Raw genomic sequence first — 22,316 nt, 5'->3', positions numbered from 1 at the left:
GTCAGGCTCCCAAAGTCTCGCGGATTTTGGCGAGGTCGATGTCGTCATGCTCGGCGATCACCACCAGATGCCCGGCGCGCGTGTCGCTGCCCCAAGGGCGGTCGAACTGCTGACGCACCCGCGCGCCCACGGCCTGCACCAACAGGCGCATCGGTTTGCCCTCGACCGCGACATAACCCTTCACGCGCAGGATGTTCTGCTCACGCGCGAGCCGCTCGATCGAGGCCACCAGCGCATCGACATCCGACACTTCCGGCATCGGGATCACCACGGTTTCGAAATCGTCATGCTCGTGATCGTCATGGCCGTCATGATGCGAAGGGCGCGCGGCGAGGTCGTCTTCGGCGGCGGCGTTGAGGCCGAGCACCACCTTGGGGTCGATCACGCCTTCGGTCATCTCAAGGATCGGAATTTCACGCGGGCTTTCCTCTTCGATCACCTTGCGGGCTTTGGCGAGGCCATCGGGACCGGCCAGATCGGCCTTGGACATCAGCACGATATCGGCGCAGGAAATCTGATCTTCGAACACTTCGGAGAGCGGCGTTTCGTGGTCGAGGCTGTCGTCGGCCAGACGCTGCGCGTCCACGGCGGCGACATCGGCGGCGAAGGTACCCGCCGCCACGGCCTCGGCATCGGCCAGCGCGATGACGCCATCGACGGTGATCTTGGACCGGATCGCGGGCCAGTCGAAGGCCTTGAGCAGCGGTTTTGGCAGGGCCAGCCCAGAGGTTTCGATCAGGATGTGATCGGGGCGCGTCGGCAGGGCCATCAACGCTTCGATGGTAGGGATGAAATCATCGGCCACGGTGCAACAGATGCAGCCATTGGCCAGCTCGACGATATTCTCCGCCGGGCAGTCGTCGATGGCGCAGGATTTCAGGATGTCCCCATCCACCCCCACGGTGCCGAATTCATTGACCAGAACGGCAAGGCGACGCCCGCCTGCATTGGTCATCAGGTGGCGGATCAACGTGGTCTTGCCCGCGCCGAGAAAGCCGGTGATGACGGTAACGGGAATTTTGGCGAGATCGCTCATGCGGTAGGCTCCTGCGGCAGGGTCAAAGGGGGGATACGCGCAAGGCTTTGCTTGCGAAAGATGACCGGGCGCTCGCGCCATGGCACCAGCCCGTCTTGGGTGGCGGCATAGGCGGCGGCTCCGGCAAGGATGTCGGCGGCGTCTTCCTTGGTCAAGCGGCCATAGACATAGGACCATTTGCCCGGCGCAGACAGCGCCACGGCGGCCCCCTGCGAACAGGCGGAAAGACATTGCACCGGCACGATGGTCACGCCCTCGGGCGCGCCTGCGGCGTCGAGGGCGGCATGAAGCTGCGCGCCGGGGCGCGGGGCGTCTTCCTCCAGCACCTCACCGGCGCGGCAGGTCATGCAGACATGTAGGGTTGCGCTCATTGATCTTGTCCCATCGGGTTATGCGTGCCGGGTATGCGCTCCGGCGCGCTATGAAAAGGGGAGGCGGGGCGATTATTCAACCGTCAGCACCTCGCGGGCCGTAATCGGCGCACCGTTCACCGCCAAGGGGCGGTGGTCATTGGCGTTGAGCGTGACCTCCACCGTGACCTCGCCCTTGGGCAGGTCAGCCAGATGCAGCCATGGGCCATAAAGCCGCCCGATCTTAGTGCCGTTGACATAGACATGGGCGTGGCCCTCGCCCGGCTGGTTGTCGCCGCTGGCGTTTTGCGGCGCAAAGGCGAAGCCTTCGGTTTCCACATAAAGGTTGTAGCCCGCCATCGGGTCGGGCGTCACGCGGATCGCAAGGCTAGGGGCCTCTTCGGCGGCCAGCGCGATGGGCTGGCCGTGCATCCGCGCGTGATCCGCACCGCCGTGATCCATGGCCGCATGCCCGCCGCCGCCATGGGCGGCAGGGTCGTCGTGGTCATGGCCGTCGAAGGTCACACCGTTGCTTGCGGCGATGGCAAAACCAATGCCACCGCCAAAGACCAATCCAATGGCGAATAGCGCCAGTGATCTGTCCATTTCGACCTCCCTCAGGCGCTCTGCGCGCCTTCACGTTGCCAAAAGAACCCGGCGAAACTGCCCAGCAACACCCAGGCGGCCAAGCCGATGCCAAGCGCACGGGCGGCGAAAAGCGCGCCGATCTCGGTCGGCACCGGGCCGCTGAAGCTCTCGGGCTCGGGCGCGCCGATGATATGGGGGGCCATCAGCAGAACCGCCGCCCCGATCCACGCGCCCCAACCCTTGCCAAAGGCCAACAGCCAAAGCGCCACCAGCGCCGCCCCGGCAGTGGCAAACCACCAGATCTGCCGCGCGGTGATGTCTGCGGCAGCGACGCCGGGCACTTCGGGCGCAAGGCTGAACCCCGGCGCGAGATGGAAGGCCACGAAACCGGCCACCCCCCAAAGGATGCCCCAGCGGCCATCGATCACCGCGCCGCGCTCTTCGCCAAAGCTCATCGCCGCCAGAAGGATCAGCGCATAGGCGGTATAGGTCAACATGGTGAAGATCAGGCTCAACCCATCGCGGACGGCATCGAAACCGGGCAAATCGGGGTGCGCGCTGACGGGGTCGGCCCCGAAATGCACCAGCGCGCCGGTCTCATAAAGCTCGGCATGAAGCAGCACGGGCTGCACGAAATAGAGTTGCAGCAAGCCGGTCAACAGGCCGGCAGAGGCCCCGGCAAACAGGGCGGAAGTCAGAAAACGTGAAAACATCGCAATGATCCTTAGATGCGAAATGATACTCAGCGCCGCGCGAAACGCGGGTCGAGGACATACCCAGCCTCAAGATGTGCCAAAGCCCTCCCGACGCAGCGAACGGCGGGCGCGGGCAAAACAGCGAAAGGCAGGCATTGATAAATGGCAGAATCACAGACAGCCGGACTGCGGCATGGCAGCCCGGACCCCTGTGATACCGAACGCGGCGCTTAGTGGCAGGGAAAGCCTGTCGCGTGGCGCACGTCATGGGCGGCATCATGCAGTGCTGCGGCCTGCACATGGCCGGTCAGCGCCATCAGAGCCACACCCAATACGGCGGCAAACAGCGCCGGTACGAGTTTGCTGCGCGTGGCACCGGCGGTCTTAATCATCGTCGTCATCTTCAATCTCCTTACCGTCACACCCGACGGCATCTAGCGTTTCACTCGCCTGGCAGGTCTCCTGGCTCGCGGGTCGTGGCCTTTGCCCGCCTTCCCCGTCCGAAAGGACAAGTGGCACGAGGGGCATTGGCTTACCGCTTACAGTCGCGGGGGCGGCTTCGGCTTCAGGGTCGGGCGACCCCTTACTGAATTCCCTTTTCGGTCCCACACTCAAAGGCGCTTTTCGGGACACCAAGCGCCCTCAATTACGCATTTTAGGCCCTTCCTGACAAGCCGCATTTATCGAACCTCGCGGAACCTTATAGCGCATACAGCATTTAGTAGATAAATATGGCCCAACCCCCAGTATGCGGGTTGACCCAAAAGCCACGTGCAGGGCACATTGGCGGCCAGTTTCGATCAAGGGGCGGGAATTCATGAACGACAACACGGTCTCCGCCGCTCGGCAGACCCTGACCGAAGACGTTCTAGGCAAGGTCGTGCGCTATGCCCGCCTGCCGCTGTGCATCACCGACCCGACCCTGCCGGACAATCCCATCGTCTATGTGAATGACGCTTTCACCGATCTCACCGGCTATGGTTTGGATGAGATCGTGGGCCAGAACTGCCGCTTCCTGCAAGGTCCGGAAACCACGCGCGAAAGCGTCGATGCGGTGCGCGAAACCCTACTGGCGCGCCGGGTCGACACGGTTGAGATCGTGAACTACCGCAAGGATGGCAGCCGCTTCCTGAACGCCCTGCAACTGGGGCCTATCAATGATGAAGATGGCAATCTGATCTACTTCTTCGGCTCACAACTCGACGTTTCCGAACGCCGCCGGGTGGAGCGGGAGCACCGGCAACTGGCCGATGACGAATTGCTGCACCGGCTGCGCAATATCGTCAACGTCATGACCGCCATGGTCCGCCTGACCGCCCGTGAGGAGCCGTCCCCGGCGGCCTTTGCCGACAAGGTGATCGAGCGGCTGGCCGCCTTGGGCGCGGCGCATTTCGACACGATTGGCCGCAGCGACCAGCATGAGGTGGATTTCGAGACGCTGATGGGGCCGATCATGCGGGCCTATACCTCGGCCACCGAGGATCAGATCAACCTCACCGGGGCGAATCCGCTAATCTCGCACCGCCTCGTTTCCCCCCTGACGCTGGCCTTGCACGAGCTGGCGACGAATGCGGTGAAACACGGCTCGCTCAGTTCCGATACCGGGCGGGTATCGCTGGATATCACCATCCTTCAGGAGCCTGCCCGCCTGCGGTTTGTCTGGCGCGAGACAGGCGGGCCGGAGGTCATCAAATCTCCGCGCAACAGCGGCTCGCGGATCATCCAGTCCTTGACCCGCGCGGTCGGTGGCACCCTGCACTACGATTGGCAGCCCGAAGGGTTGATTGCCACGGCGGAGTTCCCCGTGGCCGCCCTTGGCGAAGGCTGACCGTCAGACGATCACCTGCTGCGCGGCCTGCTCTCCGACCCCGAAAACACGCTTGTAACGCGCGATTTCATCCGCCGGCCCCATCGCCTTGTTCGGGTTGTCCGAGAGTTTGACCGTGGGCCGCCCATTGGCGCTGACCGCTTTGCAGACCAAACTAAAGGGCGCCAGCGCATCATTCGGCACCAGCCCGCGGAAGTCATTGGTCAGCAACGTCCCCCAACCGAAAGAGACCTTGGCCTTGCCCGCAAACTGCGCGTGCAGCTCCTTGATCTTGTCCACATCCAGCCCATCGCTGAAGATCACCCGCTTGGTCGTCGGGTCCTCGCCACGCGCGCGCCACCAGTCAATGGCCGTCTGCGCCGCCGTGGCCGGATCGCCGCTGTCGACGCGGATGCCGGTCCAGCCCGCCAGCCAATCCGGCGCGTGATCGAGAAACCCCTTGGTGCCGTAGGTATCGGGCAGGATGATCCGCAGATTGCCCTCATGCTCATCATGCCAATCCGACAGCACGTCATAGGGCGCGCGGGCAAGGGCGGCGTCATCCTCGGCCAAAGCGGCATAGACCATGGGCAATTCATGGGCATTGGTGCCAATCGCCTCAAGCTCGCGCATCATGGCGATGCGACAGTTGGAGGTGCCGGTAAAGGCATCGCCCAGCCCCTCATGCATCGCCTGCACGCACCAATCCTGCCAAAGGTAGGAATGCCGCCGCCGGGTGCCAAAATCCGCGATTGAAAGGTTGTCGACCTCGCGCAGTGCTTCGATCTTTTCCCAAACGCGGGTCATGGCGCGGGCGTAAAGCACCTGAAGCTCGAACTTACCCATCGGGTCGAGCGCGGCGCGGCTGCGCAGCTCCATCAACACCGCCAGCGCGGGAATTTCCCAAAGCATGACCTCATGCCACTTGCCCTCGAAGGTCAGCTCATATTGATCGCCCTTCCGCTCCAGATGATAGGGCGGCAGGCGCATGCCTTCGAACCACTCCATGAAATCGGGGCGGAACATCTGGCGCTTTCCGTAGAAGGTATTGCCGCGCAGCCACGTGCTCTCCCCCCGGCTGAGGCTGAGCGAGCGGATGTGGTCAAGCTGCTCGCGCAGCTCCCCCTCGTCGATCAGCTTGGCCAGCGGGATATGGGTGGAACGGTTGATCAGGCTAAAGGTGACCTGCGTGTCCGGCTTGTTGCGAAAAACCGACTGGCACATCAAGAGCTTGTAGAAATCCGTGTCGATCAGCGACCGCACGATGGGGTCGATTTTCCACTTGTGGTTATAGACGCGGGTGGCGATGTCGACCATGGGAGGTTCCTTATTGCGTGCCCCTTCATGCCAAGGGGGCGGGCAGATGGGCAAGGGGAAAGCGGCGGATCAGGCCAGCGTCACCCCCGCCGCGCGCATGCCTTCGCGGGCTTTGGCAAGCGATCCGTCCAGATCAATCGCCCGGCACAGGTCTTCGCGCACATCGACCTTGAACCCCAGCTTCGCCGCGTCCACCGCCGAGAAGTTCACGCAGAAATCCAGCGCCAACCCGACCATGGTCAGCCTATCGATCCCGCGTGTGCGCAGGTAGCCTTCGAGCCCCGTGGGCGTGCGGTGGTCATTCTCGAAAAACGCTGAATAGCTGTCGATGTCGGGGTTGTAGCCCTTGCGGATGATCAGATCGGCGCGGTCGGTTTGCAACTCGGGGTGGAACTGCGCGCCAATGCTGCCTTGGATGCAGTGATCGGGCCACAACACCTGCGGGCCGTAGGGCATGGTGATGACCTCGTAAGGCGTATTGTTCTTATGCGAAGAGGCGAATGACGAATGCCCCGCCGGGTGCCAGTCCTGCGTCAGGACCACGGCGTCAAACTCGGGCATCAGCGCGTTGATGCCGCCCAGAATCTCATCGCCCTGCGGCACTTCCAGCGCGCCGCCGGGGCAGAAATCATTTTGAACGTCGATCACGATCAGGGCATGGGTCATGGGCATTCTCCTTACCAAAAGGGGTAGGGCTGCGGATGGGGTAGGTCAATGGCACGCGCCGGATTGAGCTTTGCCGCCGAAGCGCTTATTTGACGCTCATGTATACCATCGCCGCCCTATATCACTTCACCCGCTTCGACGATCCCGCCGCGCTTAAACCCGCGCTTTTGGCGCTTTGCGAGGCGCAATCGGTCATGGGGACGCTTCTGCTGGCCCCCGAAGGGGTGAACGGCACCATCGCCGGGCCGCGCGCCGGGGTCGACGCCGTGATCGCCCATTTGCGCGCCCTGCCCGGCTGCGCGGATCTGGAGTGGAAAGAGGCCAGCAGCGACAAGCCGCCCTTCGGCAAGATGAAGGTCCGCATCAAGCGCGAGATCGTGACGATGGGCCAGCCCGATGTCGATCCCCGCGCCAAGGTGGGCCATTACGTCGACCCGAAGGATTGGAACGAGTTGATCCGCTCCCCCGATGTGGCGGTGATCGACACGCGCAACAGCTACGAAGTGGCGATTGGCACCTTCGAAGGCGCGGTCGACCCCGAGACCGAGAGCTTTGGTGAATTCCCCGCGTGGTGGGAGGCGAACAAAGACCGCTTCCACAACAAGAAAATCGCGATGTTTTGCACCGGCGGCATCCGGTGCGAGAAATCGACCAACTATCTGATCGGTCAGGGCGTCGAGGATGTCTTCCACCTCAAAGGCGGCATCCTGAAATACCTCGAAGAGGTGCCCGAACAGGAAAGCACATGGGAAGGCGACTGTTTCGTCTTCGACAACCGCGTCAGCGTCGGCCACGGGCTGCGTGAAGGGCCGCATATGCTTTGCCATGGCTGCCGCCGCCCGATCCTGCCTGAGGACACGCAGCACCCCGCCTATGAGGCCGGGGTGTCCTGTCATCAATGTGTGGATGAGACCTCGGAAGAAGATAAGGAACGGTTCCGCGAACGCCAGCGCCAGATGACGCTGGCCAAGGAACGCGCGGCGCGGGAAGAGGGCTGACCGCCCGCCTCAGCGATCCGACAGCGCGAAGCCTGCATAGGCAAAGGGCATGACCGCCCGGCGAAAACGGCCCAATTCGAACCGTGCAAGCGGGGCGCGCATGGGGGCGGGATAGGGCCGCTCGGGCGTTTTGCCGCGAACCAGATCAGCCAAAAGCGCGCCGGAATAGCTGGCCATCGCCACGCCATTGCCGTGGTAGCACAGCCCCGCGAAGATCCCCGGCTGATCCGGCACCTCGCCCACAAACGGCATCTGGTTGCGTGCGATACAGACCATGCCGGACCAGCCATGCGGCGTTTCGACATGACGCCACGCGGGGAACATCGCCTCGAAATCCGCGCGGGCCCGGGCCAGCGCCCGCCGCTCGGAATTCGGGTTGGACATCAGGCCGCCGCGCACGCCAAACAACATGCGATTGTCGGGCATCAGCCGGAAATAATGCAGCAGATGGCGGCTGTCGTAGCAGGCCTGCTGGCTGGTCCACCCTTGGGCGGAAAGCTCTGCCTCGGTCATCGGGCGGGTCACGATCACGCTGGATTGCGTCGGCATGTAGCGCGCGGCCAGCCATGGCGGCAGGTCTTCGGAGGAATAGCCGTTGGTGGCGATGATTACCCGCTCGGCCCGGATGCGGCCCTGCGGGGTCGTGACCTCGAACGCGTCCTCGTGCCCTGTCACCCCGGTGGCCGGGCTGTTGTGATAGATCGCGGCCCCCGCCTCTTCCGCGGCCTGCGCGAGGGCGGTCACATATTTGCGGGGGTTGAGGCCAAAGCCAATCGGCACGGTGATCGCGCCCTCGAAGCCTGCGTTCAGCCCCTCGGCGGCCAGATCGGCCTTTTCGGTCAGCCGGGCCGTGACGCCGTAATTCTCTGCGTAGTAATCGAGCCTGCCGCGCATCTCTTCGAAATCACGCGGGCGGTGGGCCAGTTGGGTCTCCCCTTGGGAATGCCGGTCGACATTGATGCCGCGGGCGGCGATGAAATCCTCCACCTGTCGGATCGCCGTTACCTCGGCCTGCCGCCAGCCAAGCCGCTCTGTCCGCCCGAATTTCCGGTCGAGCGCCGCGTCGTCCAGCATCCCGCCGCCCAAGCAGCAAAAGCCCCCGTTGCGGCCCGACGCGCCAAAGCCCACGCGTTCGGCCTCCAGCACCGTAGCCCCAACCCCGGCCTGCGCCAGATGCAGCGCGGCGTTAAGGCCGGTGAAACCGCCGCCGATGATCACCACATCGGCCTGCGCGTCGCCTTGCAGTGCCGGTCGGTCAGGCGCGGCATGGGTCTGATCCCACCAGCAGCACGCACGAGGTGCCTCGGAATAGGCGAAATCCGCGTAGATGCGCTTCATGCGGCGGGCCGTTCCGCCGCGCGGGCATCCTCCTGCGCGCGTAGGCTTGAGCGTTTGCTGACCAGCGACGCGGTGATGACACCCACGGTCACGATGGCGATCATGATCGTCGAGAGCGCGTTGATCTCGGGCGAGACGCCCAAACGCACGGCGCTGAAGATCTTGATCGGCAGCGTCGTCGCCGAGGGCCCCGCGGTGAAGGAGGCGATGACCAGATCATCAAGACTGAGCGTGAAGGCCAGAAGCCAGCCCGAGATCACCGCAGGCGCGATGATCGGCAGGGTCACAAGGCGGAAGGCCTCCCATGGCGAGGACCCGAGGTCGAGCGCGGCCTCTTCCAACGAACGGTCAAAGGACACTAGCCGCGAGGAGACGACGACCGAGACATAGCACATCGAAAAAGTCGTATGCGCCAGCACGATGGTCAGCACGCCCCGGTCCAGCCCGATGCCGATGAAGAGCAAGAGGAGCGACAGGCCGGTGATCACTTCGGGCATGACCAAGGGCGCGTAGATCATGCCGGAGAACAACGTCCGCCCCATGAACCGCCCGCCGCGCACCAACACATAGGCCGCCATGGTGCCCAGCACCGTGGCGATGGAGGATGAGATCACGGCGACCTTCAGCGTGACCCAAGCGGCGTTTAGGAAGGCTTCGTTCTGCAACAGCTCGCCATACCAGCGGGTCGAGAATCCGGCCCAGACTGTCACCAGTTTCGAGGCGTTGAAACTGTAGATCACCAGAATGATCATCGGCAGGTAGAGAAAGGCGAACCCCAGCGTCAGCGAGGTCACGTTGAACCATGTCATCCGCTTCATTGTTCGGCCTCCGCCTGTTTCTGCTGGTTGCGTTGGAAGAGGATGATCGGAATGATCAGGATCAGCAGCAGGATCACCGCCACCGCGCTCGCCACCGGCCAGTCGCGGTTGTTAAAGAACTCCTCCCACAGCACCTTGCCGATCATCAGCGTGCCCGACCCGCCCAAAAGCGAGGGGATCACGAATTCACCCAAAGCCGGGATGAAGACAAGGAAGCTGCCCGCCACGATGCCGTTGCGCGACAAGGGGATCGTCACCAGCCAGAAGGCTTGCAAACGCGAGCAGCCGAGATCCTCCGCCGCCTCGTTCAGGGATTCATCCAAACGGTCCAGCGCGGCATAGATCGGCAGGATCATGAACGGCAAGTAGGTATAGACGATGCCGATATAGACTGCCGTATTGGTATTAAGGATCTGTAAAGGCTCTGCCGTTAGACCCAACCCCATCAAAAGTTGGTTCAGCAGCCCTTCGTTGCTGAGGATGCCCATCCACGCATAGACGCGGATCAGGAAGGAGGTCCAGAACGGCAGGATCACCAACATCATCAATGTGGCGCGCCACTCTTCGGGGGCGCGGGCCATGCCGTAGGCGATGGGATAGCCGACCAAGAGCGTCAGCGCGGTCGATACAACGGCGATGCGCAGGGAGCTAAGGTAGGCTTTCCAATAAAGATCGTCAGAGGCGAGGAAGGTAAAATTCTCGAAATCCAACTGGGCGATCAGGGCGCCGATGCCGTCCTTGATCGTCGGCGTATAGGGCGGGATCGCCAACGCCGTATCGGAGAGGGAGATTTTGAAAACGATCAGGAAAGGCACCAGAAACAGCGCCAACAGCCAGAGGTACGGGACCGCGATCAGGGCGAAACGACGCATGTTCATTGCGCCAACAAAACGCCTGCGGTGGCGCTCCATGAAATCCAGACCGGGTCTTCCCATGTGATGTCACGCCGTGCGATGCGGCGAGTGTTGGCCGTCTGCGCCTTGATCACCTGCCCGCCGGGCAGTTCGACGTGATAGGTGGAAAGGTTCCCCAGATACGCGATGTCGAGCACTTTGCCCTGAAGCGCATTTGGCGCATCCTCGGGCCTCTCGGTCGAAATACGAATTTTCTCGGGCCGGATCGCCAGATGGGCCTGCTGCCCCTCACTGAACGGCGCGGCAGAGGTCGCGGTCAGCGGCGGCTGCCCCTCGATCCAGTTCAGATGGTATTGATCTTGGCCAATGGCCTTGGTGCTGGCTTCGATGATGTTCACGTCACCGATGAAGTCGGCCACATAGACGGAATTTGGCGCTTCATAGATCTCGGCTGGGGTGGCCACCTGAATCACGCGCCCCTCATCCATCACCGCCACGCGGGAGGCGACGGTCATCGCCTCTTCTTGGTCGTGGGTCACGATGACAAAGGTGGTGCCGGTGGATTCTTGAATGTCCATCAGCTCGAACTGGGTGTCTTGCCGCAGCTTCTTATCTAGCGCGCCCAAGGGTTCATCGAGCAGCAGAAGCTTGGGCGCTTTGGCCAGTGACCGGGCCAGCGCCACGCGCTGCCGTTGGCCGCCGGAAATCTGATGCGGTTTGCGGCGGGCGAATTTCTCTAGCCGGGTAAGCTTCAGCATCTCGGCCACGCGGGCGGCGATGGCGTCCTTCTCCATCTTGTCGCGACGCAGGCCGAAGGCGATGTTGTCCCAGATGCTGAGATGCGGAAACAGCGCGTAGGATTGGAACATCATGTTCACCGCGCGTTTGTTCGGGGGCACCGGGGCGATGTCCTGCCCGGCCAACTCGATGCGCCCGGTGGTGGGGCTTTCGAACCCGGCCAACATGCGCATCATCGTCGTCTTGCCACAGCCCGAAGGCCCAAGCAGGGCAAAGAATTCCTGCGCGTAGATATCCAAAGACAGATCGTCGATGGCGACGAATTCGCCGAATTTCTTGGTCACATTCTTAAAGCGAATGAGCGGCTTTTCGTCGGGGTCGTTCCAGGGGGCGAAGACGGTTGGGCTCACGGTTGAGACATCCTTTGATCGGGCTTTGATCGGGGTCGCGGGGCAAGAAAAAGGGGCGCGACCAGACTGGCCGCGCCCCCTGTCTCAGATCAGGTACCGGACTTGATCTTGGTCCAGAGCCGGGTCACCACGCGCTGCACTTTCGGCGGGTAGGGTGTGGTTGTGAACAGGTTGTTCAGCGCCGCCTCAGAGGGGTAGATCGCCGGGTCGCCGATCACATCCTCGACCAGATGCTCTTGCGAGGCTTTGTTGCCGTTGGCGTAGTACACATAGTTCGACGCGGCAGCCATATTTTCGGCGTCCATGATGAAGTTCAGGAACTTATGCGCGCCCTCGGGGTTCGGCGCGTCAACCGGGATGGCCATCTGGTCAAACCACATCTGCGCGCCTTCGGAGGGGGCGTTATAGGCGATTTCAACACCGTTGTCGGCTTCATCCGCGCGGTCACGGGCCTGCAGGATATCACCCGACCAGCCCACCGCGACGCAGACGTCACCGTTAGCCAAAGCGTTGATATATTCCGAAGAGTGGAACTTCTGGATGTAGGGGCGGACCGGCATGAAGACCTCTTCGGCCTTGGCGATCACATCGGGGTCATGGCTGTTTGGGTCTTCGCCGATGTAGTTCAGCGCGGCGGGGATCATCTCTGCCGGGGCATCAAGGAAATGCACGCCGCAGTCGGCCAGTTTTTCCATATTGGCCGGGTCGAAAACCAAGTCCCAAGAGTCAATCGGGGCATCGTCGCCCAGGATCTCTTTCACCTTGCCGACATTCACGCCGATGCCAGTGGTGCCCCACATATAGTTGATCGAATGGGCGTTGTCGGGATCATATTGTTCGGTCCGCGAGGAAACCACGTCCCACATGTTTTCGAGATTGGGCAGTTTGGACGTGTCCAGCGGCTGGAATGCACCTGCCGTGATCTGGCGCTGCAGGAAGGTGCCCGAGGGGACGACCACGTCATAGCCGGACCCACCAGCGAGCATTTTGGTCTCCAGCACCTCGTTGCTGTCGAACACGTCATAGACCAATTCGATGCCGGTCTCTTCTTCGAATTTATCCAGCAGGGATTCGTCGATATAGTCGGACCAGTTGTAGACCCGGACCGTTTCGGCAGTGGCGGCACCTGCCATCAAGGTGGCGACGGCGACGCTGCTTAGTAGCACATGTTTCATTTCATACTCCCGTTAGACAGGTCGGGTTGATCCCCACCTTTCGTCAATTTGATCAAGTTTTGCCTCTTCGGGCAAGATGGTTTATGCTTTCATGCAGAATGAAATGCTGCAAGACACGGCGAAACAAGACGGAAAGACCGCTCCCATGGGTTCAGAAAAAACCGATCCGAGATTGCTTCCCGCCGCCGATGCGGCGGCCAAGACACCGATCCATCAGCATGTTTACGAACGCCTGCGCAAGATGATTCTCTTCGGCGATCTGGCCCCCGGACAGGGGGTCACGATCCAAGGTCTGACCGCCGCTTTGGATGCGGGCATGACGCCGGTGCGCGAAGCCATCCGCCGCCTGATCTCGGAAGGGGCGCTGACCCATTTGGGCAACCGCCGGGTCACCGTGCCGGAACTGACCCATGCGGGGCTGGAAGAACTGGGATTCATGCGGGAAACGCTAGAGCCGGAACTGACCAAACGCGCCGCAAACCGCATGACGGATGAGCGTTTGAACGCTTTGAAAGCCTGTGACAACGCGCTGAACCTTGCCATCGAGCGGGGCGATGTCGGCGGCTATTTGATGCAGAACTACAGCTTTCACCGGAAGATTTACGACCTTGCCGAAGCCCCGATCATGGCCGCGACGGTGGACCGTCTTTGGCTGCGTTTCGGCCCCTCGCTTCGTGTGGTTTGCGGGCGCTATGGCACCAGCAATCTACCCGATAAACACGCAGAGCTTCTGGCGGCCTTTGCCGAGGGCAACGCCACTTTGGCGGGTGAGGTCATGGCGGGCGATGTTGCCCAAGGAATGACCCAAATTCGCGCAGCCCTTGATGGTCTGCCCGTTCCGCGTTGATTCGATTGACATGCTATAATTTGATCATATTCTGCGGCGAAGCTTATTTTTCATGCAAATAGAAGGTGCATCCCCATGCCGCCCATCACGAATCACCTCCCCACCGCGGACCTTCAGTCGCTGGATGCGGCGCATCACATGCATCCTTTCACCACCAATGATGAATTGGGAGACAAGGGCGCGCGCATCATCACAAGGGCCAAGGGCATCTACCTGACCGACAGCGAGGGGAATGAGATTCTCGACGCGATGGCCGGGCTGTGGTGCGTGAACCTTGGCTATGGCCGCGAAGAGATGGGCAATGTCGCCGCGCGACAGATGAACGAACTGCCCTATTACAACACCTTCTTCCAAACGACCCATGTGCCCGCCATCGCGCTGGCCAAAGAGCTGGCCGATCTGGCCCCCGGTGATCTGAACCACGTCTTCTTCGCCGGGTCGGGGTCAGAGGCGAATGACACCAATCTGCGCATGGTCCGCACCTATTGGGCGCAAAAGGGCAAACCTGAAAAAAGCCATATCATCAGCCGCAAGAACGCCTATCACGGCTCTTCGGTCGGCTCGGCCAGTCTCGGCGGCATGACCTATATGCATGAGCAAGGCGGGCTGCCGATCCCCGGCATCCATCACATCGGCCAGCCCGATTGGTATGCCGAAGGCGGGGATATGTCGCCCGAAGACTTCGGTCTGAAACGCGCACAGGAGCTGGAAGCGAAGATTGTCGAGCTGGGCGCGGACAAGGTCGCGGCCTTCATCGCCGAACCCGTTCAGGGCGCGGGCGGGGTCGTCGTTCCGCCCAGCACCTATTGGCCCGAGATTCAGCGCATTTGCGACAAACACGATATTCTGCTGATCGCCGACGAGGTGATCTGCGGCTTTGGTCGGACGGGCAATTGGTTTGGCTCGCAAACCATGGGCATCAAGCCGCATATCATGACCATCGCCAAGGGGCTGAGCTCGGGCTACGCGCCCATCGGCGGGTCGATCGTTTGTGACGAGGTGGCTGAGGTCATCAACGCCTGCGAGTTCAACCACGGCTACACCTACTCCGGCCACCCGGTCTGCGCCGCCGTGGCGCTGGAAAACCTGCGGATCATGCAGGAAGAGAACATCGTCGCCCATGTTCAAAACGTCGCCGCCCCCGCGCTGAAAGAGGCGCTGGACAAGCTGGGAGAGCATCCGCTGGTGGGCGGGGTGAACGTATCGGGCCTGATGGCCTCCCTCCCGCTGACGCCGCATAAGGAAAGTCGCGCGAAATTCGCCGATAGCGGCACCGCCGGATACATTTGCCGCGAACATTGCTTTGCCAACAATCTGGTGATGCGCCATGTCGGCGACCGGATGATCATCTCTCCGCCGCTGATCATCACCCCCGAAGAGATCAAGATCTTCGCCGAACGGGCGACCAAGGCACTGGATGCGACCTATGCCGATCTGAAAGACAAGGACATGCTCAAAGTCGCGTCCTAAAACATTGGGCTGCCCCCAATCGGGGGCGGCCCCTCACTCTGCGCGCAGTCGGGCCAGCAGTCGGGGAGAGGCATAGCCATCAGGCGCGATGCCTTCGGCCTTTTGATAGCTGCGCACGGCATTAACGGTCAGCGGCCCGATCTTGGCGTCGATCTTTTGCGTATCAAAGCCCGCTTCGGTCAGCAGGGTCTGCAATTCGATCCGCTCATCAAAGCTCAGCGCGCGGTCTTCGCGGGGCCAGTCCTGCTGTATCTCGCCCGCGCCGCTGATGCGGTCGGCCAGATGGCCCACACCGATGACATAGGCATCCGCCGTGTTATAGCGCTCGATCACCGCGAAATTGGGGAAGATCATAAAGGCGGCCCCCTTTGCGCCCGCGGGCAGCAAGATCGACGCGGGCCCATGATCCGCCACCGCCCCACCATCGAGCGCGGTGACGCCAAGATCGGCCCATTCCGCCGGGGTCTTGGTCACCGCACGGTCGGCCAGCAGATAGTCGAACCCCTCCGGCAGAGCCACTTCGACCCCCCAGGGCTGCCCTTCGGTCCAGCCAAAATGCTTGAGATAGGCGGCGGTAGAGGCCAGCGCATCGCTGGGGTCATCGCCCCAGATGTCGCGCCGCCCGTCGCCATCCCAATCGACCGCATGGGCGTGGAAGGACGAGGGCATGAACTGCGTATGCCCCATCGCGCCCGCCCAAGAGCCGCGCAACTGTTCGGCATCGGTATCGCCCGCCTGTAGGATGCGCAGAGCGTCGAGCAATTCGCCTTCGAAAAATTCCGCCCGCCGCGCGTCATAGGCAAGGGTGGCCAATGAATCCAACACCCGATCCCCGCCCCGGAAGCTGCCATAGGCGCTCTCAAGCCCCCAGATCGCGGTGACGACCTCTTTCTCGACACCGTACTTCACTTCGATCTCTTCCAGCGTGCGTTGCCATTGGGCGAGCGCCTTCTGCCCGTTCTGCACCCTCAGATCCGAGGTGGCGGTGTCGAGGTAATCCCAGATCGTCTTGGTGAATTCCGATTGGTTGCGGTCGCGGCGGATCACCTCCGGATCATAGCTGACCGTATCCAATGCCCGGTCAAAGACATCCGGGTCGATGCCATGTTGCAGGGCGCGGGGGCGGAATTCTTTCACCCAAGCGCGCAGCCCGGCATCGTCGCCGCTAGCCTCTGCCACGGGTTCCTGCGCTACTGGCGCCGCGGCGGCCAGCACGGCCTGCGGCGCGCGCGGCGCGGGGCGCAGGGATTCAGTCGGGCCAGACCCAAAGGCCGGAGCCCCCATGCCAGCGGTCGCCAGAATGCCTGAAATCATCGCGTAGTGCCGGATCATAATCGCCTCACCTCATAGAGTTACGGCAAATCCTATGCCCGCCCCGCCCCGGTGGAAAGGGAGGGGGGCGGCCATCCGCGAAGCTCCGCCGGTTTGCCGCCTCAGCGGCGGGTGCGGGTCACTTTGCGTTTGATCTTGTCCTTCTTGCGCTTGGCCTTCACGGCCTTGCCGCGCGGCTTGCTACGGCCCGCCGGGCTGCGGCGGCCACCACCCCCGCCCTGTTTGACCTTTTGGTCTTCGATCTCAAGCAATTCCAGCGCAATGCCCCCGGTCACGGGGACCGCCTCTGCCAGCCGCACAGTGACACGCTGGCCGAGGCCGATTATCATGCCGGTGTCCGAGCCCATCAGCGTCTGCGCCTCGGCGTCGTGGTGGAAATACTCCCGCCCGAGCGAGCGCATCGGCACCAGACCATCCGCGCCCGTCTCGTCCAGCTTCACGAAGGCACCAAAACGCGCGATGCCACTGATCCGTCCGGTGAACTCGTTGCCCACGCGCTCCGACAGGAAGGCGGCAAGGTAGCGGTCGGTCGTGTCACGCTCGGCCACCATCGAGCGGCGCTCGGTGTCGGAGATATGCGCGCCGGTCTGCTCCAGCCCCTCGATCTCTTCGGGCGTCAGCCCATCCTTGCCCCAGCCATGCGCCGTGATCAGCGCGCGGTGCACGATGAGGTCAGCATAGCGGCGGATGGGTGAGGTGAAATGCGCGTAGGAGCGCAGGGCAAGGCCGAAGTGCCCGATATGCGCGGGGCCGTAATAGGCCTGCGTCATCGAGCGCAGGGTGCTCAGGTTGATCAACTCCGCATCATTGGTCCCCGCTGCCTGATCCAGCAGGCGGTTGAGGTGCGCGGTCTGCAGCACCTGCCCCTTGGCCAGCGTAAAGCCCGCCGCCTGCGCCGTTTCGCGCAAAGACTCAAGCTTCTCCGGCGAAGGTTCCTCGTGAATGCGGAACAGCAGCGGAGTCTTCTTCTTGATCAACGTCTCGGCGGCGGCGACATTGGCCAAGACCATGAACTCTTCGATCAGCTTATGCGCGTCGAGCCTTTCGCGGAAGTTTACCGACTTTACCTTGCCATCATCGCCCAATTCGATGCGGCGCTCGGGCAGGTCCAACTCCAGCGGCTGCCGCTCGGCGCGGGCGGTCTTCAGCGCACCATAGGCGGCGTAGAGCGGCTTCAACACCGGCTCCAACAGCGGCCCGGTACGGTCGTTGGGGTTGCCGTCGATGGCGTCCTGCACCTCTTCGTAATGCAACGACGCGGGCGAGCGCATCAAGCCACGGTGGAACGTATGGCCGATCTTGTTGCCCTTCGCGTCCAGCACCATGCGCACGGCGATACAGGCGCGCGGCACGCCTTCGTGCAGAGAGCAGAGGTCACCCGAAAGCCGGTCCGGCAGCATCGGCACCACGCGGTCGGGGAAATAGGTGGAGTTGCCGCGCTTGCGGGCCTCGCGGTCCAGCGCGGAACCGGGGGTGACATAGGCGGCGACGTCGGCGATGGCGACCCAGAGCACATGGCCGCCTTCGTTCTTCGGATCCTCGTCGGCATGGGCATAGCAGGCGTCATCATGGTCCCGCGCATCGGACGGGTCGATGGTGACCAGCGGCAGGTCGCGCAGGTCTTCGCGACCCTTGAGGCCTTGTGGTTTGGCCGCATCGGCCTGTGCGATCACATCGTCGGGGAATTCGTCCGGAATGCCATGCTGGTGGATCGCGATGAGCGAGACCGCGCGCGGCTCGGACGGGTCGCCCAACCGTTCGACGATGCGCGCGCGGGGGGAACCCATACGCGCCTTCGGTCCGGCCTGCTCGGCCTCGACCAGTTCACCGTCTTTCGCGCCATGTGTATGGTCGGCACCGACGCGCCATTCGCGATCCGTGCCCTTGTCGATCGGGACGATCCGCCCGCCTTCGGCCGCTTTGCGGAAAATGCCCAGCACCTTACGCGGGTTGGAGCCGATGCGGCGAATGAGCCGGGCCTCATAGTGGTGATCTTCGCCTTTTACCAGCGTCAGCCGCGCCAGAATGCGGTCACCTTCGCCAAGCGCCGGGTCACTCTCGCGCGGGATCAGTAGAACGATGGGTTCTTTCCCCTCGCCATGCCACTCCATCGGCTTGGCAAAAAGATCGCCATCGCTGTCCGGCCCCGTGACCAGCAAGACCGAGACCGGCGGCAGGCGGTCAGGGTCCTGATAGCTGCGCTTGCGCTTTTCCAGATGGCCCTCGGCCTCCAGCTCTTTCAGCACGCGCTTCAGGTCGATCCGCGCCGCGCCTTTGATGCCAAAGGCTTTGGCGATGTCGCGCTTGGCGGTCAGCGTGGGGTTCTGTTCGATCCAGTCGAGGATCTCGGATTTGCTGGGTATCTTGCTCATAGCTCAGCAGGTAGCACGCAGCCCCCCTGTCGTCATGGCAAATCGTGAATTTCGTCCACGTCGCGCAGGGTAGAGACTTCGGCGATGCGGTAGCCCGGCAGGGTCGCGCAGCTGTCAGCCAGCGCATGCGGGCCAGACCAGCGCACCCCGTCAAACAGGCTGGGCGGCGCGCGGCGGGGATGTTTTAGCCCCACGAGCCAATAGCCCCCATCGGGCGCCGGGCCAAACACCGCGTCATGGTTGCCAAGCGCATCGAATGCCCGCGCCAGTTCCTTGCGGTTGATGCCCGGAATATCCGCCCCGATCACACAGGCCGGTCCCGGCGCGCTGCGCAGCATCCGCGCCATCCGGTCGCCCAGATTGCCCCTGCCCTGCGGCCAACGCGGCAGATGCGCGGGCCAGACGCGGCTTTGCAGCCCTTCCACGTCCGGGGCCACGGCCAGCACCACCTGCCAACGGGGGTCTTCGATCCGACGCAACAGGCGGCGGGTCTGATGGCGAAACCACCAAGCCGCGCCGACCATGCCGATGTCGCGGCCCAGACGGGTTTTCACCCGACCGGGGCGCGGCTCTTTCACCATGACGATGAGCGTTGGTTTCACGTGAAATAATTCCGCAGCACGCGCGCGTAGATGGATTTGAGCTGTTCGATATGTTCGACCCGCACATGCTCATCAACTTGGTGCATGGACTGGCCCACCAGACCGAACTCCACCACCGGGCAATGCGCCTTGACGAAACGCGCGTCCGAAGTGCCGCCGGTGGTGGAAAGCTCGGGCTGCACGCCCGTCTCAGCCTCAACCGCGCCCGCGACCAGATCGGACAGGGCGCCCGGCGGGGTGATGAAACTCTCGCCGGAGATCTTGATCTCTACATCCACTTGCAGGCCGAATTCCTCGGCGATCTTATCCGCCTCGCCCCGCAGCCAGTCGCTGAGGCTCGCGCCCGAATGGTGGTCGTTGAACCGGATGTTGACCGCGCCGCGGCATTGCGCCGGGATCACATTGGTTGCCTTGTTGCCAGTATCCACGGTGACCACGGCCAGCGTCGAAGGGTCGAAGTGATCGCTGCCCTGATCCAACTCATGGCTGGCCAGTCGATCCATCAGCCGCACCATCGCGGAGAGCGGGTTGTTCGCGCGGTGCGGATAGGCCGCATGGCCCTGTTTGCCCGTCACCTTGAAATGCGCGTTCATCGAGCCGCGCCGCCCGATCTTGATCATATCGCCCATGGTCTCGGGGCAAGTCGGCTCCCCCACAAGGCAGACATCCATCCGCTCGCCGTTCTCGGTCATGTAGTCTAAAAGCGCGGTGGTCCCGTCGAGGGCATCGCCCTCCTCATCCCCGGTGATCGCCAGTACGATGGAGCCGTCGGGCGGCGTGTCCTTCACGAAATCCACCGCCGCTGCGACGAAAGCCGCCACGCCCGATTTCATATCCGTGGTGCCGCGGCCATACATAATGCCGTCCTTAATCTCGGCCCCGAAGGGGGGCATCGACCAATCCGCCTCATCCCCGATGGGCACGACATCGGTATGACCGTTGAAGCCAAAGGACTTGGTGTTGCCCTTGTTGCCCCAGCGGGCAAAGAGGTTGCAGATGCCGCCCCGGTCGACGCGCGTACAGTCGAAACCCGCCGCGCCCAACACCTCTTCGAGCACTTCCAGCGCCCCATCGTTCGCGGGGGTGACAGAGGCGCAGCGCACCAGTTTCGCGGTGAGATCAACAGGGTCGAGACCGGACATATCGGCTCCTTTTCAGGGGTTATCGCTTGTCCGGTAACTTGTGTGGGCAAATCGCGCCAATGCCAAGGGGGCGCATTGCAATTCCCCGTGTGGGGCGCGGGTCAGTCGTAAAACGGGGTCATTTGCGCGACGATGACCGAGTTTTCCTCGAGCGCGCGCTGCATCAGGGCGCGCTCCTCGGCGTCGATCTCCTGCCCCTCGGCTTCGCGCTCTTCCAGCGTGCCATAGCCGGTCACGTCAAGCGGGTTGGTATCGGCCTGTTTGAGGATCGCCACCGTCTCGCGCACGGCTTCGGCCTCGTCGATACCAGAGGCAAAACACATCAGCGCAGCACCGGTGGCCTTGTCGGGCAGACCGTCACCATCCTTGCGGCCGATCTGAACCAAAAGGGTAAAGACCTGCTGGCGCGAAGGTTTCTTGGTTTTTTTGGGTTCAGACATGATAAGGGCCGCCGATTGCTTTCGGCAGCCCTAACCGTTTCACTTGGATTTGGAAAGGGGCCGCGCCCCTGTCCTCAAGTCTTGCCGCGGACCATCCGCGTGACCCAGATCAGCAGGCAGGCACCGATGACGCCCACCACCAACTGACCGAACCAACCGCCCAGCGTGCTGCCGACGATCAGCATCAAGAGCCAGTTCGCGACCAAGGCACCCAGAATGCCGAGGATGATGTTCATGATCAGACCCATGTCCGATTTCATGATCTTTTCCGCGATCCAGCCCGCAAGGCCACCCACGATGATTGCGGCAAACCAACCGATACCCGTCATGTCGTCAATCTCCTTTAAATTCAGGTCTCAACGCCATGACGGGGTATTTGGTTCCGTTCAGTCGCGCAGCAGCTCGTTGATCGAGGTTTTGGAGCGGGTCTTGGCGTCCACCCGCTTCACGATCACGGCGCAGTAGAGGTTCACGTTGTTCTTCGACGGCATGGTGCCCGCCACGACGACCGAGCCCGCAGGCACTTCGCCATACATGATCTCACCGGTTTCGCGGTCGACGATCTTGGTCGACTGGCCGATGAAGACGCCCATGCCCAGCACCGAGCCTTCGCGCACGATGCAGCCTTCGACGACTTCTGACCGTGCACCGATGAAGCAATTGTCTTCGATGATGGTGGGGCCCGCCTGCATCGGCTCCAACACGCCGCCGATACCGACGCCGCCCGAAAGGTGCACGTTCTTGCCGATCTGGGCGCAGGAGCCAACGGTGGCCCATGTGTCGACCATAGTGCCAGAATCGACATAGGCGCCGATGTTCACGAAAGACGGCATCAGCACAACGCCCGGCGCGATATAGGCCGAGCGGCGCACGACGCAGTTCGGCACGGCGCGGAAGCCCGCCTCTTTCCACTCGGCATCGCCCCAGCCTTTGAACTTGCTATCGACCTTGTCCCACCAGCCAGCGCCCTGCGGGCCGCCTTCTTGATGTTCCATGTCCTTGATGCGGAAGCCCAGCAGCACGGCCTTCTTGGCCCACTGATTGACGTGCCACTGACCGTCGTCCTGCTTTTCCGCCACGCGCAGTTTGCCGCTGTCGAGCGCGTTCAGCGTCTCTTCGATGGCGTCGCGCACTTCGCCAGTGGTGGCGGATGTGATCTGATCGCGGGTATCCCAAGCGGCTTCGATGGCGGTTTCAAGTTGGGCGTTGGACATGGGGCAAGTCTCCGAATGATGAAAAGGCCTTTTGAGGGCTATAGCCTTGCGCCGCCAAGGGTGCAATTGCCGGGCGATGAGGGGCGTGGTCATTCTGCGATCAACAA

The 22,316-nt window shown here is 62.6% G+C and carries 23 protein-coding genes and 1 riboswitch; of the genes, 4 read left to right on the top strand and 19 right to left on the bottom strand.

What is annotated here, in order from left to right:
• Position 1 precedes the first annotated feature (1 nt).
• The 5 genes from cobW to ACGYLX_RS07520 form a co-directional block, all read right to left on the bottom strand.
• Positions 2 to 1,036 carry a cobalamin biosynthesis protein CobW gene (gene cobW / locus ACGYLX_RS07540; protein ID WP_271688495.1) on the bottom strand — a complete coding sequence of 345 codons (1,035 nt, stop codon included), beginning with the start codon at positions 1,034 to 1,036 and terminating at the stop codon, positions 2 to 4.
• Complete coding sequence (locus tag ACGYLX_RS07535; protein ID WP_067265698.1) at positions 1,033 to 1,407, bottom strand: DUF1636 domain-containing protein; 375 nt, start codon at positions 1,405 to 1,407, stop codon at positions 1,033 to 1,035. Before ACGYLX_RS07535 ends, cobW begins: the two co-directional genes overlap by 4 nt.
• 72 nt (positions 1,408 to 1,479) lie before the next feature.
• Positions 1,480 to 1,992 (bottom strand): hypothetical protein, encoded by a 513-nt coding sequence (locus tag ACGYLX_RS07530; RefSeq protein ID WP_394448327.1) that lies wholly within the window; start codon positions 1,990 to 1,992, stop codon positions 1,480 to 1,482.
• A gap of 11 nt (positions 1,993 to 2,003) precedes the next feature.
• Positions 2,004 to 2,687 carry a CbtA family protein gene (locus ACGYLX_RS07525; RefSeq protein WP_394448324.1) on the bottom strand — a complete coding sequence of 228 codons (684 nt, stop codon included), beginning with the start codon at positions 2,685 to 2,687 and terminating at the stop codon, positions 2,004 to 2,006.
• Between the two features lie 212 nt (positions 2,688 to 2,899).
• Entirely contained in the window at positions 2,900 to 3,070 is a 171-nt protein-coding gene (locus ACGYLX_RS07520) for a CbtB-domain containing protein (RefSeq protein WP_082849519.1), read from the bottom strand.
• A gap of 33 nt (positions 3,071 to 3,103) precedes the next feature.
• Positions 3,104 to 3,321: riboswitch (cobalamin riboswitch) on the bottom strand.
• A 165-nt stretch (positions 3,322 to 3,486) separates the two neighbouring features.
• On the opposite strand from ACGYLX_RS07520, the gene ACGYLX_RS07515 reads away from it, so the two are divergent.
• On the top strand, positions 3,487 to 4,497 hold the full coding sequence (locus ACGYLX_RS07515) for a PAS domain-containing protein (RefSeq protein ID WP_394448322.1): 1,011 nt from the start codon (positions 3,487 to 3,489) through the stop codon (positions 4,495 to 4,497).
• 3 nt (positions 4,498 to 4,500) lie between these two features.
• On the opposite strand, the gene pncB is transcribed toward ACGYLX_RS07515, so the two are convergent.
• Entirely contained in the window at positions 4,501 to 5,793 is a 1,293-nt protein-coding gene (pncB, locus tag ACGYLX_RS07510) for a nicotinate phosphoribosyltransferase (RefSeq protein WP_067265706.1), read from the bottom strand.
• 69 nt (positions 5,794 to 5,862) lie between these two features.
• Positions 5,863 to 6,459, bottom strand: coding sequence for a bifunctional nicotinamidase/pyrazinamidase (gene pncA, locus ACGYLX_RS07505; RefSeq protein ID WP_394448319.1), 597 nt, complete (start codon positions 6,457 to 6,459; stop codon positions 5,863 to 5,865).
• A gap of 98 nt (positions 6,460 to 6,557) precedes the next feature.
• Between pncA and ACGYLX_RS07500 the strand changes: the two genes are divergently transcribed.
• Positions 6,558 to 7,457 (top strand): rhodanese-related sulfurtransferase, encoded by a 900-nt coding sequence (locus tag ACGYLX_RS07500; protein ID WP_394448652.1) that lies wholly within the window; start codon positions 6,558 to 6,560, stop codon positions 7,455 to 7,457.
• Positions 7,458 to 7,466: 9 nt separating this feature from the next.
• Here the strand turns inward: ACGYLX_RS07500 and ACGYLX_RS07495 are convergent, their stop codons facing one another.
• The 5 genes from ACGYLX_RS07495 to ACGYLX_RS07475 all read right to left on the bottom strand — a co-directional run bounded on the left by ACGYLX_RS07495 (position 7,467) and on the right by ACGYLX_RS07475 (position 12,790).
• A complete protein-coding gene (locus ACGYLX_RS07495; RefSeq protein WP_394448317.1) occupies positions 7,467 to 8,795 on the bottom strand; it encodes an NAD(P)/FAD-dependent oxidoreductase in 1,329 nt (442 codons plus the stop codon).
• On the bottom strand, positions 8,792 to 9,613 hold the full coding sequence (locus ACGYLX_RS07490; protein ID WP_394448315.1) for an ABC transporter permease: 822 nt from the start codon (positions 9,611 to 9,613) through the stop codon (positions 8,792 to 8,794). The genes ACGYLX_RS07495 and ACGYLX_RS07490 overlap by 4 nt, the downstream gene beginning before the upstream one ends.
• Entirely contained in the window at positions 9,610 to 10,485 is an 876-nt protein-coding gene (locus ACGYLX_RS07485) for an ABC transporter permease subunit (protein WP_168613629.1), read from the bottom strand. The genes ACGYLX_RS07490 and ACGYLX_RS07485 overlap by 4 nt, the downstream gene beginning before the upstream one ends.
• 2 nt (positions 10,486 to 10,487) lie before the next feature.
• Positions 10,488 to 11,615 carry an ABC transporter ATP-binding protein gene (locus ACGYLX_RS07480; RefSeq protein ID WP_271688507.1) on the bottom strand — a complete coding sequence of 376 codons (1,128 nt, stop codon included), beginning with the start codon at positions 11,613 to 11,615 and terminating at the stop codon, positions 10,488 to 10,490.
• Positions 11,616 to 11,704: 89 nt separating this feature from the next.
• Complete coding sequence (locus ACGYLX_RS07475; protein WP_322328768.1) at positions 11,705 to 12,790, bottom strand: polyamine ABC transporter substrate-binding protein; 1,086 nt, start codon at positions 12,788 to 12,790, stop codon at positions 11,705 to 11,707.
• Between the two features lie 145 nt (positions 12,791 to 12,935).
• Here ACGYLX_RS07475 and ACGYLX_RS07470 point away from each other — a divergent pair, with 145 nt between their 5' ends.
• Complete coding sequence (locus ACGYLX_RS07470) at positions 12,936 to 13,637, top strand: GntR family transcriptional regulator (protein ID WP_168613270.1); 702 nt, start codon at positions 12,936 to 12,938, stop codon at positions 13,635 to 13,637.
• 75 nt (positions 13,638 to 13,712) lie between these two features.
• Positions 13,713 to 15,107: an aspartate aminotransferase family protein gene (locus tag ACGYLX_RS07465; protein WP_168613271.1), complete on the top strand. Its 1,395-nt coding sequence runs from the start codon at positions 13,713 to 13,715 to the stop codon at positions 15,105 to 15,107.
• Positions 15,108 to 15,140: 33 nt separating this feature from the next.
• Here the strand turns inward: ACGYLX_RS07465 and ACGYLX_RS07460 are convergent, their stop codons facing one another.
• The 7 genes from ACGYLX_RS07460 to dapD all read right to left on the bottom strand — a co-directional run bounded on the left by ACGYLX_RS07460 (position 15,141) and on the right by dapD (position 22,209).
• A complete protein-coding gene (locus ACGYLX_RS07460; RefSeq protein ID WP_394448311.1) occupies positions 15,141 to 16,439 on the bottom strand; it encodes a lytic murein transglycosylase in 1,299 nt (432 codons plus the stop codon).
• 101 nt (positions 16,440 to 16,540) lie between these two features.
• Positions 16,541 to 18,811, bottom strand: a complete 2,271-nt coding sequence (gene rnr / locus ACGYLX_RS07455; RefSeq protein WP_394448309.1) for a ribonuclease R — start codon at positions 18,809 to 18,811, stop codon at positions 16,541 to 16,543.
• 32 nt (positions 18,812 to 18,843) lie between these two features.
• Positions 18,844 to 19,413: a TIGR04282 family arsenosugar biosynthesis glycosyltransferase gene (locus ACGYLX_RS07450; protein WP_394448307.1), complete on the bottom strand. Its 570-nt coding sequence runs from the start codon at positions 19,411 to 19,413 to the stop codon at positions 18,844 to 18,846.
• The gene (gene dapE / locus ACGYLX_RS07445) at positions 19,410 to 20,555 is read right to left on the bottom strand and encodes a succinyl-diaminopimelate desuccinylase (protein ID WP_394448306.1); all 1,146 of its coding nucleotides are present in this window, start codon (positions 20,553 to 20,555) and stop codon (positions 19,410 to 19,412) included. Before dapE ends, ACGYLX_RS07450 begins: the two co-directional genes overlap by 4 nt.
• Before the next feature lie 101 nt (positions 20,556 to 20,656).
• Positions 20,657 to 20,995 (bottom strand): hypothetical protein, encoded by a 339-nt coding sequence (locus ACGYLX_RS07440; protein ID WP_067261079.1) that lies wholly within the window; start codon positions 20,993 to 20,995, stop codon positions 20,657 to 20,659.
• 74 nt (positions 20,996 to 21,069) lie between these two features.
• Complete coding sequence (locus ACGYLX_RS07435) at positions 21,070 to 21,324, bottom strand: GlsB/YeaQ/YmgE family stress response membrane protein (protein ID WP_067261077.1); 255 nt, start codon at positions 21,322 to 21,324, stop codon at positions 21,070 to 21,072.
• Positions 21,325 to 21,381: 57 nt separating this feature from the next.
• Complete coding sequence (gene dapD / locus ACGYLX_RS07430; RefSeq protein WP_067261075.1) at positions 21,382 to 22,209, bottom strand: 2,3,4,5-tetrahydropyridine-2,6-dicarboxylate N-succinyltransferase; 828 nt, start codon at positions 22,207 to 22,209, stop codon at positions 21,382 to 21,384.
• Positions 22,210 to 22,316 lie beyond the last annotated feature (107 nt).

The organism is Sulfitobacter sp. 1A13496, assembly GCF_043557225.1.
In the GTDB taxonomy this organism is placed as follows: domain Bacteria; phylum Pseudomonadota; class Alphaproteobacteria; order Rhodobacterales; family Rhodobacteraceae; genus Sulfitobacter; species Sulfitobacter faviae.
This window is presented reverse-complemented; position numbering and strand designations above follow the sequence as displayed.

Coding starts and splice junctions, on each gene's coding strand:
- ACGYLX_RS07435 (WP_067261077.1), bottom strand. CDS start 21,324: ATGACGGGTATCGGTTGGTTTGCCGCAATCATCGTGGGTGGCCTTGCG.
- dapE (WP_394448306.1), bottom strand. CDS start 20,555: ATGTCCGGTCTCGACCCTGTTGATCTCACCGCGAAACTGGTGCGCTGC.
- ACGYLX_RS07500 (WP_394448652.1), top strand. CDS start 6,558: ATGTATACCATCGCCGCCCTATATCACTTCACCCGCTTCGACGATCCC.
- ACGYLX_RS07475 (WP_322328768.1), bottom strand. CDS start 12,790: ATGAAACATGTGCTACTAAGCAGCGTCGCCGTCGCCACCTTGATGGCA.
- ACGYLX_RS07485 (WP_168613629.1), bottom strand. CDS start 10,485: ATGCGTCGTTTCGCCCTGATCGCGGTCCCGTACCTCTGGCTGTTGGCG.
- ACGYLX_RS07525 (WP_394448324.1), bottom strand. CDS start 2,687: ATGTTTTCACGTTTTCTGACTTCCGCCCTGTTTGCCGGGGCCTCTGCC.
- ACGYLX_RS07470 (WP_168613270.1), top strand. CDS start 12,936: ATGGGTTCAGAAAAAACCGATCCGAGATTGCTTCCCGCCGCCGATGCG.
- ACGYLX_RS07490 (WP_394448315.1), bottom strand. CDS start 9,613: ATGAAGCGGATGACATGGTTCAACGTGACCTCGCTGACGCTGGGGTTC.
- dapD (WP_067261075.1), bottom strand. CDS start 22,209: ATGTCCAACGCCCAACTTGAAACCGCCATCGAAGCCGCTTGGGATACC.
- ACGYLX_RS07530 (WP_394448327.1), bottom strand. CDS start 1,992: ATGGACAGATCACTGGCGCTATTCGCCATTGGATTGGTCTTTGGCGGT.
- ACGYLX_RS07440 (WP_067261079.1), bottom strand. CDS start 20,995: ATGTCTGAACCCAAAAAAACCAAGAAACCTTCGCGCCAGCAGGTCTTT.
- ACGYLX_RS07535 (WP_067265698.1), bottom strand. CDS start 1,407: ATGAGCGCAACCCTACATGTCTGCATGACCTGCCGCGCCGGTGAGGTG.
- cobW (WP_271688495.1), bottom strand. CDS start 1,036: ATGAGCGATCTCGCCAAAATTCCCGTTACCGTCATCACCGGCTTTCTC.
- ACGYLX_RS07465 (WP_168613271.1), top strand. CDS start 13,713: ATGCCGCCCATCACGAATCACCTCCCCACCGCGGACCTTCAGTCGCTG.
- pncB (WP_067265706.1), bottom strand. CDS start 5,793: ATGGTCGACATCGCCACCCGCGTCTATAACCACAAGTGGAAAATCGAC.
- ACGYLX_RS07495 (WP_394448317.1), bottom strand. CDS start 8,795: ATGAAGCGCATCTACGCGGATTTCGCCTATTCCGAGGCACCTCGTGCG.
- pncA (WP_394448319.1), bottom strand. CDS start 6,459: ATGACCCATGCCCTGATCGTGATCGACGTTCAAAATGATTTCTGCCCC.
- ACGYLX_RS07515 (WP_394448322.1), top strand. CDS start 3,487: ATGAACGACAACACGGTCTCCGCCGCTCGGCAGACCCTGACCGAAGAC.
- rnr (WP_394448309.1), bottom strand. CDS start 18,811: ATGAGCAAGATACCCAGCAAATCCGAGATCCTCGACTGGATCGAACAG.
- ACGYLX_RS07520 (WP_082849519.1), bottom strand. CDS start 3,070: ATGACGACGATGATTAAGACCGCCGGTGCCACGCGCAGCAAACTCGTA.
- ACGYLX_RS07460 (WP_394448311.1), bottom strand. CDS start 16,439: ATGATCCGGCACTACGCGATGATTTCAGGCATTCTGGCGACCGCTGGC.